Here is a 13,432-nt window from a genome sequence, read left to right as displayed (position 1 = left end):
AGGAGGGCACGAACCCTGGTGACGGCAAGAAGCCGGAGGAGAACAAGGAGAAGAGCTCCTTCGACGACATTAAGGCCAAGCTGTCTTCCGAGGAAGGCAAGCCGACCGATCTGGGCATCGCCGCCATCGTCCTCGGCGTCCTTGGCGCAATTGCTGCTGCTGTTCCGGCCGCTGCTCAGGCTCTGAACATCAAGCTTCCGTTCTAATCACTGAAGCTTGAACGTCCTAAGGGACGTCGTTAAGCACACAAGGCACCCCCACCACCATCGCGTGGATTGGGGGTGCCTTTGTGTGTTCATGGGGAGTACTCCCGAAAACCAAAGGTTTTTCGTCTTACATCAGCCGCAGGCGTGGGATCTGGGTTACACTCCGAACCCAACCGGTACCGGTTAACGGAATGATTCATTCCACTTTCCATCACCCTTTCACCTACTACCTATTCTCGGAGTACTTATGTCTAACTTCTCTCGCGGCCTGCTTGCCGCAACCCTGACCAGTTCACTCGCATTCGCTGGGGCCACCGCCGCCTCTGCTGAGGAAGCTGCCACCACCAACTGCGGCTCCCCGAAGGCCGAGTTCACTGCCACCGTTGATGGCAAGGAGCACACCTTCAAGAAGGTCAGCGAATTCCTGTGGCAGGCCACCGACGATGAAAAGGTTGAGCTAAGCCGCGCCGATATCTTCGACCTGGCTAAGGATGGCGAAGACGTATGCGATGCTGAATCTATCGATATCGACGACTGGGGCACCGGCAACGATGGCGGCGGTTCCGACAATGACGAGACCGACGGCGACGATGAGTCAGACGGCAACACCGGTGGCGACGATGACGCCGACAACGACGACGAGTCCGAGGGCGGCGACGATGACGCTGACAACGACGACGAGTCTGAGGGCGGCGACGGCGGCGACGACGCTGACAACGGCGACGACGAAGACTCCGAAAACGGCGACGGTGACGAGTCCGAGGGCGACAAGGACAAAAACAAGGACAAGAGCTCCTTTGATGGCATCAAGAATGCACTGTCCTCCGAGGACGGCAAGCCGACCGACCTGGGCATCGCAGCAATCGTCATTGGCGTCCTTGGCGCACTGGCTGCAATCGTCCCGAATGCTGCACGCGCACTGGGCATCAAGCTTCCGTTCTAACCTGAAGCACTAAAACGCCATTTCTTCGGCGTTGACTAGTCACCCCCAATCACTTCGTTCAAGTGATTGGGGGTGTTTTCGATGTCCGGAAAACACCCGTTAGCTAAGGGGCAGATTAAAAATAGTCAAATTTATATTCAAAGCTGCGACATCCGCTGCACGAGCGACCTACACTCTTACCTCAGCCGATACCGGTTATCTGATTGGTTCTAAAACCTTTCCGATTCACTATTTTTCACTTCTATTTCATCTCTACTGGAGACAACATGAATAACTTCTCCCGCGGCCTGCTCGCCGCAACCCTGACTGGCTCTCTCGTATTCGCTGGCACCACCGTCGCCTCTGCTGAGGAAGCTGCCACCACTACCAACTGCGGTACCCCGAAGGCTGAGTTCACCGTCAAAATTGACGGCAAGGACCACACCTTCAAGAAGGTGAGCGAGTTCGCCTGGCAGGCCACCGACAATGCAGAGCTCACGTTGAGCCGCTTCGATGTCTTCCAAATGGCCAAGGAAGGCGCAGCAGTGTGCGACTCCGAATCGATCGACCTCGGCGATTGGGGCGCTTCCCAGGGCGGCCCGGGCAAGGTCGACTTCGATATCGTCGACGGCGAGCGCCAGGATCCTGCACCTGTCGAGGACGAAGACAAGGACAAGGACAAGAACGAGCAGGACAAGGACAAGAATAAGGACAAGAAGAGCTCCGTTAAGGATGAGCTCTCTTCCGAGGACAACAAGCCGACCCCGCTCGGCATCGCTGCTATCGTTGCCGGCGTTCTCGCCGTCATCGCAGCTGCCTTCCCGTTCGTCAAGAACGCCCTGAAGCTCTAAGTCTTTAACGCCTGTTGCACAGGCACCTAATACCAGCGCCTCCGCGCCACAGAACCTGTGGCACGGGGGCGCTTTCACTTACCCCCACAACGCAGTTGCGGGACACACTTCACAAACTGACGTGATGCGGACTACACTAGGCACCCATAGATTGTTCAACAATTCGAGAACTATAGAAGAGGTGTCCTCCTGTCATGAGCACGCTGCACATAGACCTCAACGCTGACCTCGGCGAAACCACCGCCGGCAACCCCGTGGCCGATGACGCCGCGATGCTCCAGCTCGTCTCCTCCGCCAACGTCGCCACCGGCTTCCACGCCGGCGATCCGCACTCCATCGCGGGCACCCTCAAGGCGGCCGCAGAAGCAGGCGTCACCGTCGGCGCGCACGTGGGCTATAACGACCCAGCAGCCTTCGGGCGCCGCTTCATCGATTACGATCCTGCCGAGCTTGCCGACGAAGTCACCTACCAAATCGGTGCCCTCCAAGCCTTAGCCCAGGCCAACGGAACCCGCGTGGTCTACGTCAAGCCGCACGGCGCGATGTACAACACCATCGTCCACCACGAGGCCCAGGCCCACGCAGTTATCGACGGCATTAAGGCCTTCGGAGATCTCCCCGTCATGCTGCTACCCGGCGGCATCGCCGTTGACATCGCCGAGAAGAAAGGACTCACCGTCATCCGTGAGGCCTTCGCTGACCGCAACTACAACCCCGATGGCACGCTCGTCTCACGGCGAGAGGCGAATGCGGTGATGGGTGATGAGGGGGACGTCGTCAAGCGCGTGCTCGAAGTCGCTGAGACCGGATCCATCACCGCCGTCGACGGCTCCGTGCTCAACGTGGACGCCCAGTCGGTGTGCACGCACGGTGACTCGCCCGGCGCGGTACAACTGCTGCGCGGTGTAGTCAAGGAGCTGCAGGCGCGCGGGATTGAGATTCGGAGCGCCATCTGATGCATATTCACCCCGTAGGAACGCGCGCGCTGCTCGTGGAGCTGGAGGACTTGTCCCAGGTCATGGCGTGGCATGCGGCCCTCGACGCTAATCCGCTCAAGGACCAAGTCGACGCGATTGCTGCTGCCACCACCCTGCTGTTGACCTTTGCCACGCCGAATTCTGCTGCAGCTGCCGCTGAGAAGCTCCAGGACTTCCACCCCACGGCGCAGGCGGGCGAGGATCCGCGCTTTGTGGAGATCGACGTTCTCTATGACGGCGAGGACCTCGACGAGGCCGCCGAGTTGATGGGTATGTCGCGCGAAGGCCTCATTGACTGGCACACATCCACCGAATGGCTCGCCGCCTTCGGCGGCTTCGCGCCCGGCTTTACCTATTGCACCCCGGCTGACCCGGCGCAGAACTTCAACATCGAGCGCCGCGCCACCCCGCGCACCGCGGTGCCGGCGGGTGCCGTGGGTATTGCTGGCGGTTTCTCCGCTGTCTACCCGCGCGTCTCCCCCGGCGGCTGGCAGCTGCTGGGCACCACCTCGACCCCGATGTGGGAATCCGATGCCCACCCGCCAGCGCTGGTTCAGCCCGGTGACCGCGTACGCTACCGTGCGGTGAGCTCACTGCCAGAGGTGGTGTCCACCACTCCTTTCGGCCGCCGCACACCGGCACGCCTGCCGCGCTTGGAGGTCCTCGATGCGGGCTTGCTGACGCTCTATCAGGATCAGGGCCGCCCTGGCCGCGGCAACTTGGGGGTCACGCCCTCGGGTGCGGCCGACCTGGCAGCGGCCGCCACGGCCAATGTCGCGGTGGGCAATCCGCGCGGAGCCACCGTGTTAGAGAATATCGGCGGCATTCGCCTGCACGCGCTGACCGACGCCGTCGTGTGCGTCACTGGCGCCCAATCCCGCGTCCTGCTGGACGATATGCCGGTGCACCTCGCGCGCCCGGTGCTCGTCACCGCTGGCTCAACGGTGACCGTGGATCCCGCGACGGTGGGTCTGCGCAACTACATCGCTATCCGCGGCGGCATCGTGGCGGATGCGGAGCTGGGCTCTGCCTCGACGGACGTGCTCTCTGGGTTGGGGCCGCAGCCGGTGCGGCTGGGCGATGTCATAGGTGTCCTCCCCCGCTCCACCGCGATGACCGATGCCCAGCTGAGCAACCCGATGCGCGTTCGCGAAGGCGCGCACGGACAGACCGAGGGCGTGCTGCGTTGCGTGCTCGGCCCGCGCGATGACTGGTTCACTCCCGAGAGCCTGGAAGCATTCCTGGCCACGGAGTGGGCTGTGACCGCGCAATCCAACCGCGTGGGCGTTCGCCTGGTCGGCCCGGAGGGATCCGTGGAATTGAGCCGCGCCCGCGAGGGCGAGCTGCCCTCGGAGGGCATGGTTGCCGGTTCGGTCCAGGTCCCGCCGAGTGGCGAGCCCGTGATTTTCCTCCGCGATCACGCCGTGACCGGCGGCTACCCGGTCATCGCCACTGTCCTTGAAGAAGATATTGATATTGCCGCGCAGCTCCCGCCGGGGGCGACGGTCCGCTTTGAACTCGCTTAACCACTAGTAAAGGAACACCCACCCATGATCTCTGCAGTCCTTATTGCTAACCGCGGCGAGATCGCCGTCCGTATTGCCCGCACCGCGCGTGACCTGGGCATCCGCTCCATCGCGATTTACTCCGAAGCCGATGCCGGCGCCCTGCACACCCAGGTGGTTGACGAAGCTTATGCGCTTCCCGGCAACTCCGCGGCGGATACCTACATGAACATCCCGGCGCTCCTCGATATCGCCGTGCGCGCCGGTGCTGACGCCATCCACCCCGGTTACGGCTTCCTCTCGGAGAACGCCGACTTTGCCCGCACCGTGGCGGAGGCCGGCCTGACATGGATTGGCCCGTCGCCGGAGTCCATCGAGCTGCTCGGTGACAAGATTGCCGCGCGCCGCGTGGCCGAGGAGGTCGGCGCTCCGCTGGCACCGGGTACCTCCGATCCCATCGATGACTGGCAGGAGGCCCGCGCCTTCGCTGAGGAGCACGGCCTGCCCATCGCCATCAAGGCGGCTTATGGCGGCGGCGGACGCGGCCTCAAGGTGGTGGAGAACCTCGAGGACATCGAGGCCGCCTTCAACTCCGCCGGCCGCGAGGCCAAGGAGGCTTTCGGGCGTGCGGAATGTTACGTGGAGAAGTTCCTCACTCACCCGCGCCACGTGGAGGCGCAGATTCTGGCCGATACGCACGGCAACGTCGCCGTGCTAGGCACCCGCGATTGCTCCACGCAGCGCCGCTTCCAGAAGCTCATCGAGGAGGCCCCGGCGCCTGCGCTTAGCGACGAGCAGCGCACCGGCATCCACGAAGGCGCCCGCGCCATCTGCGCGAAGGTCGGCTACACCGGTGCCGGCACCGTCGAGTACATCGTCTCCGAGGATGGCACGATCTCCTTCCTCGAGGTCAATACCCGCGTGCAGGTGGAGCACCCGGTGACCGAGATGGTCACGGGCGTGGACATCATTGCGGAGCAGTTCCGCATCGCCTCCGGCGAACCCCTCTCCTTCGCGTCCGATTCCCCGTCTGATTCCTCTTCCTCGTCTGAAGCGCAAACTTCAGACGCATCGGACCCTGTGTCCGATGGCCACGCCTTCGAATTCCGCATTAACGCCGAGGACATCCTCAACGGCTTCGCGCCGTGCCCCGGCACCATCGTGCGCTTCGAGCCGCCGACGGGTCCTGGCATCCGCGTGGATTCGGGCGTGCGCTCCGGTTCCATCGTCCCGCCCTACTATGACTCGCTCGTGGCCAAGCTCCTGGTCTGGGGCCCGACCCGGGAGATCGCGCTGAAGCGCGCGCAGCAGGCGTTGAAGGAATTCGACATCGAAGGTGTACGCACCGTGCTGCCCTTCCACCGCGATATGGTCTCCTCCCAGGTCCTCGTGGACCATGGCGACGCCGATGCCGCGGCCGGCATTTACACCGACTGGCTCGACCACAACTACCGCCCTTCCGCGGAGGCCACGAGCACAACGGTCCCCGTCGAGGCCATCTACGCGCAGCGCACCCGCGTGGCGCTGGAGATCGACGGCAAGCTGGTCAGCGTGGGCTTCCCCACCGATATGTTGTCGCAGGGGCCGGTGAAGGGGGCGTCGGCAAGCGCGGCCTCCGGTGCCAGCGCCAACGGTAACGAAGTGACCTGCCCCTACGAGGCCAACCTCGTGGCGTGGAACGTGGCGGACGGCGAGGCCGTCGAGGAAGGCCAGGCCATCGCCACGATTGAGGCCATGAAGATGGAATCCGCGGTCAAGGCCCCGTCCGCCGGAAAGCTGAGCCGCGTGGCGAAAGAAGGATCCAGGCTGGAACCGGGCGCGGTGATCGCCACGATTTCTTAAGCGGCGGGCTACTGTAAGTCGCATGCTTGCAGATTCCGTCGCCTCCGCGCTTCGCGCCGCCATCTCCGAGGGCGAGTACATGCCCGGACATCAGCTCAGCGAGGTCCGCGCCGCCGAGCGCTTCGAATGCTCCCGCAACACCTTGCGGGAGTCTTTCGCCATGCTCGCTTCCGAGCGCATCGTGGAGCGCATCCCGCACAGGGGCGTGTTCATTGCCACCCCGGATGCCGATTTCGTGCGCGATCTGTACTTTGCGCGCGCTGCCATCGAGCCGGCCGCGGCGCGCTATGCCACCTTCGAAGACCCAGGCGAGCTGGTGCGGCTGACCGAATCCGCCGTGCTTTCCGACGCACCCCGCCCCCTCATCAACCAGCGCTTCCACCGGCAGTTGGTCGCTGGCTTGGGCTCGCCGACGCTGGACCGCTCCATGTCGCACCTGCTGGCGCGCATGCGCTTGACCTTCTTGTTGACGCTGGAGCGCTACCCGCAGATTCACGATAATCACGTCCAAGCCAACATCGACTTGGCCCACCTCATCGCGCAAGGCGAACGTGAAGCCGCCGCCGATGCCTGCCGCGCGGACTTGATGCGCGCGATGGAATCGATTCTCCGGGTCCTTTAACTGCGCCTCCGCGACACAGGACCGCCAGCGTTTGCAGGTACTTCTTCGCCCGCGGATCCAGCTTCGCCCGCGGGCCTACCCTGCGTTTACGGGCCTTTTTCGCCCGCGGGACCGTTTTCGCTTGCGCAAACAGCTAATGAGCGGCCATGGGGGCAGTTCGCAAATGGCATCTTCTAAAAGGCGTCAGTCAAAAGGCGTTTTCACGCCTAAAAACGCCTTTTGGGTTGCACACATGGCGTTTTTAGCCCCAAAGACACCTTTTGGCGGATGCCATCTGCGGGATGCCTTTTGTGAGATGCCATCTGGTGACGAGCCACGCGGCAGCGTACTCGGCGCCGTAGTCGGCGGTGCGCCGCGATTAGTGTGAGGCGTCTAGTCACGGAAGGTAGTGCCGCGGCGTGGAGCAGAATGACGAGACCGGAAAGCACTCCAGCCGCTGCGGCAGTAACTAAGGGATGAGGAAATCGCGGTCTGGGATATCGGTGACGAGCATCTTGCCCGGGGCATGCGTAATGGCCAGGCTGGGACGCGAGTTCATCACGATGGCCTGCGGGGTCACGCCGCACGCCCAAAAGACCGGGATGGTGCCCTCGGGAATGTCGACGGCTTCGCCGAAATCGGGCTGCGACAAGTCCTCGATGCCGATGGCCGCTGGGTCACCCACGTGAACCGGGGCGCCATGGACGCCCGGGTAGCGGGAGGTGATGCGGACGGCATCGGAAACCTGGCTCGCAGGAATCGGGCGCATGGAGACCACCATGGGCCCCGAAAAGACGCCGGCCGGCGCGCAGGGAATCGTGGTGCGATACATCGGTACATTGCGCCCCTGGTCAATGTGAGCGATGGAAATGCCGTTTTCCACGAGCGCATTCTCAAAGGTGAAGGAACAACCGATGAGGAAGGAGACGATGTCGTCGGAGTAGAACGGGGAAGCGTCGTCAAGCGTCTGCGTAAGCTGGCCGTCCTCGTAGATGTTGTAGGCCGGGATGTCGGTGCGGATGTCCCCGCCCGGGATGAGGTCAGAGGTGAACTGCCCGGCCTCCAGCACGCCCACGATGGGGCACGGCTTGGGATTGCGCTGAGCGAAGAGGAGGAAATCAAAAGCGTACTCGCTCGGCAGCGCGATGAGGTTGGCCTGCATGAAGCCGCGGGCGTGGCCGGCGGTGGTGGTCATGTCGTGTGCGCGGGCAAAGGCGCGTACCTCTGATGGGGTCTGCATCATGCCCATAGGTTAACGATTCCGGAGATGGATTTGATGCCGATGAAGATTTCCAGCACGAGCGCTAACACGCCAGCGATGAGGAGCCACATCGGTTGCTTGACACCGTGGGTGAGGTCGTGGCGCTTGAACGCGACCCACATGATCATGGCGAAGGCGATAGGCAGGATGATGCCGTTGAAGGCGCCCGCGAAGATGAGGAGCTTCTGCGGCGCGGAGTTGAGAATGCCGTAGAGGATGGCGCAGACCACGATGAACCCGACGGTCAGGAAGTTGCGGGTGCGCGGGCTGACCTTCTGGGTGGTCACGAAAGTGATGGAGGTGTAGGAGGCACCGATAACGGAGGACAGACCTGCGGCGAAGAGGACGACGCCGAAGGCGCGGAGGCCGAACTCGCCGGCGGCGTGGCGGAAAGCATCGGCGGCCGTGTTGTCCTCAGAGAGCGCAACACCAGTAGACACAACGCCGAGGACCGCGAGGAAGAGCAGCACGCGCATGATGCCGGTGACGATGATGCCGAGAACGGAGGTCTTGGTAATCGCGTTGACGTTCTCCGGGCCCGAGAGGCCGGAGTCGATGAGACGGTGCGCACCGGCGAAGGTGATGTAGCCGCCCACCGTACCGCCGATGAGGGTGGTGATGACGAAGAAATCGACGCTCTCCGGCATGACGGTGTTCTTCAGGGCTTCGCCCACCGGCGGCTGGGAAACAATCGCCACGTAGAGCATGAGCAGAATCATGATGGCGCCCAGCGCGGCGACGATACGGTCGAGTGCTACGCCTGCACGCTTGGACAGGAAGATGAAGATGGCGATGGCGGAAGCGATGAGGCCGCCGATGCGGGCATCGATGCCGAGCATGGCGTTCAGGCCCAAGCCGGAGCCGGCGATATTGCCGATATTAAAAACCATGCCGCCGATGAAGACCAGGATGGCGAGGAACCATCCGAGGCCAGGCAGAACGGTGTTGCCCAGCTCGTTGGCACGCATACCGGAGATGGCAAGCACGCGCCACACGTTCAGCTGAATGGCGATGTCGACGATGATCGACAGCGCAATGGCGAAGGCGAAGGCCGCGCCCATCTGGACGGTGAAGACGGAAGTTTGGGTCAAAAAGCCGGGGCCGATGGCGGAGGTAGCCATGAGGAACATGGCGCCGGCCATGGCGCCGATGCCCTTGGGAGGCTGCACCTCTGTCGGCGCGTTGTGGGCGGCTTCCCGGGAAGCGGAGGGGTTGGTGGGTTCCGAACTCATTGTTGGGCACCTTTCGTGACGAAGGTCGCATTAAACGTTGGTGAAAGCATAGGGGTTGTTCAACAATCTGTAAACAGCGCGGGGGTGGCGCACGTTACACCCTCGCCAAAATTGCAGCGGCCCACACACCCTGACCGCACACCGTTGCGCGCCTCCAAAAGGTGACCTAGGATACTAAGTTAACTAATCGTCATTCGTATTCATCAACGGAGGAACCCATGCCCCAGGACATCTACATCGCCGGGGCTGCACGCCTGCCCATCGGCAAATTTGGCGGCAGCCTCGCGCGCCTCTCCCTCACCGAACTTGGCTCTCTGGCCGCCGAAGCAGCTATTGAGCGTTCGGGTCTTACCGGAGCAGACCTCGATACCGCCGTGGCCTCCAACGTCATGCCAGTGGTTCCAAAGGACTTCTACCTCTCCCGGGCGATTGCCAAGAACGTGGGCATGCCAGACTCCTCCACCGCCATGGGAGTCAACCGCCTCTGCGGCTCCGGCGTCCAGGCGGTCATCAGCGCGGCCCAGCTCCTGCAGTCTGGCGACGGCTCCGTAGCGCTCGCCGTCGGCGCGGAATCGATGAGCAACGCCCCCTACTCCGTCGAAGGCGCGCGCTTTGGCAAGCGCATGGGTGACGGCAAACTCTACGACTGGCTCACCGGCGCGCTTTCCTGCCCTTTCGGCACTGGGCATATGGGCGTGACCGCAGAAAACGTCGCCGCGGATAACAACATTACCCGCGAGCGCCAGGACGAATTCGCCGCCGAATCCCAGGAGCGCGCCGCGAAGGCTCGCACGGAAGGCGTCCACACGGAAGAAATCGTCCCCGTCGGCGAGCTGGACTTTGATGAGGGGGTGCGGGAGACGGACGTCGAGAAGCTGGCGAAGCTCAAGCCTGTCTTTGTTAAGGACGGAACCGTCACTGCCGGCAACGCCTCCGGCATCAACGATGGCGCAGCGGCCGCCGTGCTGGCCACCGCGGAGGAAGTGACCAAGCGTGGCCTGGACCCGCTGGCGAAGATTGTGTCCTGGTCCGTCGCGGGCGTGGACCCGACGCGCATGGGCATTGGCCCGGTCGCCGCGGTGCCTAAGGCTTTAGAGAAGGCCGGCCTGAGCCTAGACGATATCGACCTCATCGAATCCAACGAGGCCTTCGCCGCCCAGGCCATCGCCGTGCAGGACCAGCTGGGCTTCGACCCGGCCAAGACGAGTATCTACGGCGGTGCCGTCGCGCACGGCCACCCGGTTGGCGCCACGGGCATCATCCTGCTGACCAAGCTGGCTTATGCGCTGCGCCGCCAGAGCAAGCGCTATGGCCTGGTCACCATGTGCATCGGCGGCGGTCAGGGAATCGCCATGATTATTGAGAATGGAGCGAAGTAAATGAGCATCACCAAGGTAGCCGTCATCGGCGCGGGTTCTATGGGTTCCGGTATTGCCGCGCTCTGCGCGTCCGCGGGCATGGACGTCGTGCTGCTGGACCAGGATGCGGAGGGTGCCCAGAAGGGCGTCGAGATCCAGCTCAAGCGCAAGGGCTTCCACCTGCCGGAATTTGCCGAGCGTGTTCGCGCCAGCGATGACTACGCCCTGCTGGAGGACCGCGAGTGGGTCATCGAGGCCATCTTCGAAGACCTGGGCGCCAAGCACTCGCTCTATCAGGCCATCGAGCCTCATTTGTCCGCGGATGCTCTGTTGAGTTCGAATACCTCAACCCTGCCGCTGGCCTCCCTGCTTGAGGGCGTACCGGAGACCCGCCGCGATAAGTTCGCCATCACGCACTTCTTTAACCCGCCGAAGGTCATGCGCCTGGTGGAGCTCATCGCGTCCGGAGCCACGGAGACCGCGCTGCGCACAACCATCGAGCAAACCCTGGGCAAGATTGCGCTCGAATGCCGCGATACCCCGGGCTTCATTGCCAACCGCGTGGGCTGCTACTGGATGGCCGCCGGCGTGGCCCGCGCCCGCGAGTTCGACGTGAGCTACGAGCTCGCCGACGCTGCCTTCGGCCGCGCCTTCGGCATCCCCCGCACCGGAATTTTCGGGCTGCTCGATTACATTGGCCTCCAGCTGGTCAAGCCCATTTGGACGTCTTTGGAGACGGCCCTGCCGGCGGGCGATCCGCTTCTCGACGTCCCCCTCGGCGATGACTCCTTCATCGAGGGCCTCGTTTCCCGCGGTCTGACCGGCCGCACCGGTGACGGTGGCTTCTATCGCGGCCGTGACGAGGTCATCAACGCCTCCTACGAATACGTACCCCGCACTCAGCCCACCGATCCTGTCGTGGGCCTCAAAGATCCGCGCGAGGTCATGGAGACCGATTCCCCCGGCGGCCGTTTTGCCCGCGCCGTCTTCCTCGACACGCTGGCGTACTGCTGCGAGGTCGCACCTGACATTGCGGACCACGTGGGCCTCATCGACGAGGGCCTTACTCTTGGTTTCGGCTGGAAGAAGGGCATCTTCGCGCTTGCCGACGCCATCGGCATCGACTGGGTTGCCTCCGCCTACGGCTCCAACGTCCCGGCCTTGGTCTCCGCCGCGGCTTCGGCGGGCGGTTTTTACGGCAAGGGCTCGGTGCTCTCTTCTCAGGGAGAACGTCAGGAACTCGCGCCGCGCGAGGGTGTTGTCACCCTGGCTTCTCTGGATGCGGAGACCATCGTGTCTCAGGAGGCGGGCGCTGTCCACGCGGTCTCCACCCCGGCTGGCCGCATCGGCATCATCGACCTACACACCCCGATGAACTCCCTGCCAACGCCCGCCCTCGAAGTCATCCGTGCCGCTCTGGGCGCCGTGACCTCGGAGAACCTCGTCGCGCTGGTTATTGGTAATGACAAGCCGGTTTTCTGCGCGGGCGCAGACCTCGCTTCCATCGCTTCCGCTGGTGAGTCCGGCGATGCCTCGCTCGTCGAATCCCTCCTTTCGGACGGCTCGACCACCCTACGCGCCCTTAAGTTCGCCCCGGTTCCGGTCGTGGCCGCTGTGCGTGGCGTCGCTCTGGGCGGCGGCTTCGAAACCGCTCTGGCCTGCGACCGCATCGTGGCCCACGCCGATACCCGCCTTGGCTTCCCGGAGCGCACCGTGGGCCTCTACCCCGGCTGGACCGGCACCATCTCCTCGCTGGAGCGCCTCAAGGCGGCCGGTGTCGAAGACTATCACCAGAAGGCCTTCGATTTCATCGCGTCCGCCCGCAACTTCTCGTCTGCTTTCGAGGCACAGAAGGCTGGCTTTTTGTCCTCGGATGATGTCGTGCTCATGTCCTACGACCACGTCCTCGCCCGCGCTATGGAGGAGGCCGCCACCCTGGCCGGCTCCTACACCCCGCCGGCCGATGAGGAGATTGAGATGTACTCCGGCTCCCCCGCCCTCGACCGCGATTGGCCTATCGAGGGCACCACCGAGAATGACCACGTCATCGTGGCCAAGCTCGCCGAGATGTACACCGGCTCCGGCTCGCTGAGCTTCACCGAGTTCTGCGACCGCGAGGTGGAGTACGACGTACCGCTGGTCCTCCTGCCCGCCAACGTGGAGCGCGCCAAGCACATGGCCGCGACCCGCAAGCCGCTCAACAACTAGCCTGCGCCACCCTCATCGCAAATGGTCCCCTTACTCTGGTCCCCTTTACTCAGCAAAGGGACCATTTGTATGGGGTTTTGGTGTGGAGATGGTCCCTTATCAGCACTAAGAAACCAAAGTAGAAGGACCATCTAAACTCGGCGGTGCTTGATGAGGCTCGCTTTCCACCCCACCACTATGCGCTACGGTGCGACCTCACAGCCTTGAGCGCTGCCCGCACCTCACTGACCACTCGTGGTCTTTCATAAAGCAATTCGCTCGGGGAATACGGCAAGACAACAAAGCCTAGATTCTGGATGTGCTTTTCACGCTGCCGCTCCGCCCGGATGACCTCATCCACCGGTTTGCCGTAGGTGATTCCGTCATATTTCACATGCCCATCAATAACGAGTTGGACGCGATTTTCGTAGATAAGCGCAGTAGCGGGCAAGGCACGTTCGTCCCGATTGACTTTGACGCGGTCGTCAAA

10 protein-coding genes and 2 pseudogenes are annotated in these 13,432 nt (G+C 63.2%); 9 read left to right on the top strand and 3 right to left on the bottom strand.

Translation table 11 applies throughout. The annotated features are described in order from the left end of the window. The 7 genes and pseudogenes from HMPREF2806_RS13615 to HMPREF2806_RS07925 all read left to right on the top strand — a co-directional run. A pseudogene (locus tag HMPREF2806_RS13615) lies at positions 1 to 206 on the top strand (hypothetical protein); the annotation flags it as partial. Between the two features lie 247 nt (positions 207 to 453). Next, on the top strand, positions 454 to 1,149 hold the full coding sequence (locus HMPREF2806_RS13820) for a hypothetical protein (protein ID WP_070517180.1): 696 nt from the start codon (positions 454 to 456) through the stop codon (positions 1,147 to 1,149). Positions 1,150 to 1,415: 266 nt separating this feature from the next. Then, a complete protein-coding gene (locus HMPREF2806_RS07945; RefSeq protein ID WP_070509519.1) occupies positions 1,416 to 1,979 on the top strand; it encodes a hypothetical protein in 564 nt (187 codons plus the stop codon). Between the two features lie 194 nt (positions 1,980 to 2,173). Further along, positions 2,174 to 2,935: a 5-oxoprolinase subunit PxpA gene (locus HMPREF2806_RS07940; protein ID WP_070517178.1), complete on the top strand. Its 762-nt coding sequence runs from the start codon at positions 2,174 to 2,176 to the stop codon at positions 2,933 to 2,935. Continuing rightward, positions 2,935 to 4,482 carry a 5-oxoprolinase subunit B/C family protein gene (locus tag HMPREF2806_RS07935; RefSeq protein ID WP_070517176.1) on the top strand — a complete coding sequence of 516 codons (1,548 nt, stop codon included), beginning with the start codon at positions 2,935 to 2,937 and terminating at the stop codon, positions 4,480 to 4,482. The genes HMPREF2806_RS07940 and HMPREF2806_RS07935 overlap by 1 nt, the downstream gene beginning before the upstream one ends. A 24-nt stretch (positions 4,483 to 4,506) precedes the next feature. Beyond that, positions 4,507 to 6,303, top strand: a complete 1,797-nt coding sequence (locus HMPREF2806_RS07930) for an acetyl/propionyl/methylcrotonyl-CoA carboxylase subunit alpha (protein WP_070517174.1) — start codon at positions 4,507 to 4,509, stop codon at positions 6,301 to 6,303. 22 nt (positions 6,304 to 6,325) lie between these two features. After that, positions 6,326 to 6,925 carry a GntR family transcriptional regulator gene (locus tag HMPREF2806_RS07925; RefSeq protein WP_046649182.1) on the top strand — a complete coding sequence of 200 codons (600 nt, stop codon included), beginning with the start codon at positions 6,326 to 6,328 and terminating at the stop codon, positions 6,923 to 6,925. Between the two features lie 448 nt (positions 6,926 to 7,373). On the opposite strand, the gene HMPREF2806_RS07920 is transcribed toward HMPREF2806_RS07925, so the two are convergent. Together HMPREF2806_RS07920 and HMPREF2806_RS07915 are read right to left on the bottom strand one after the other, a co-directional pair. Beyond that, entirely contained in the window at positions 7,374 to 8,153 is a 780-nt protein-coding gene (locus HMPREF2806_RS07920; protein ID WP_369799716.1) for a putative hydro-lyase, read from the bottom strand. After that, positions 8,144 to 9,307, bottom strand: a complete 1,164-nt coding sequence (locus tag HMPREF2806_RS07915; protein WP_141745908.1) for an NRAMP family divalent metal transporter — start codon at positions 9,305 to 9,307, stop codon at positions 8,144 to 8,146. Before HMPREF2806_RS07915 ends, HMPREF2806_RS07920 begins: the two co-directional genes overlap by 10 nt. Before the next feature lie 308 nt (positions 9,308 to 9,615). On the opposite strand from HMPREF2806_RS07915, the gene HMPREF2806_RS07910 reads away from it, so the two are divergent. Further along, positions 9,616 to 10,776, top strand: a complete 1,161-nt coding sequence (locus HMPREF2806_RS07910) for an acetyl-CoA C-acyltransferase (protein WP_070517170.1) — start codon at positions 9,616 to 9,618, stop codon at positions 10,774 to 10,776. Further along, a complete protein-coding gene (locus tag HMPREF2806_RS13980; RefSeq protein ID WP_070517168.1) occupies positions 10,777 to 12,963 on the top strand; it encodes a 3-hydroxyacyl-CoA dehydrogenase/enoyl-CoA hydratase family protein in 2,187 nt (728 codons plus the stop codon). Positions 12,964 to 13,138: 175 nt separating this feature from the next. Here the strand turns inward: HMPREF2806_RS13980 and HMPREF2806_RS13610 are convergent. Beyond that, a pseudogene (locus tag HMPREF2806_RS13610) lies at positions 13,139 to 13,432 on the bottom strand (hypothetical protein); the annotation flags it as partial.

This window comes from Corynebacterium sp. HMSC076G08 (genome assembly GCF_001811515.1).
Classification (GTDB): domain Bacteria; phylum Actinomycetota; class Actinomycetes; order Mycobacteriales; family Mycobacteriaceae; genus Corynebacterium; species Corynebacterium hiratae.
This window is presented reverse-complemented; position numbering and strand designations above follow the sequence as displayed.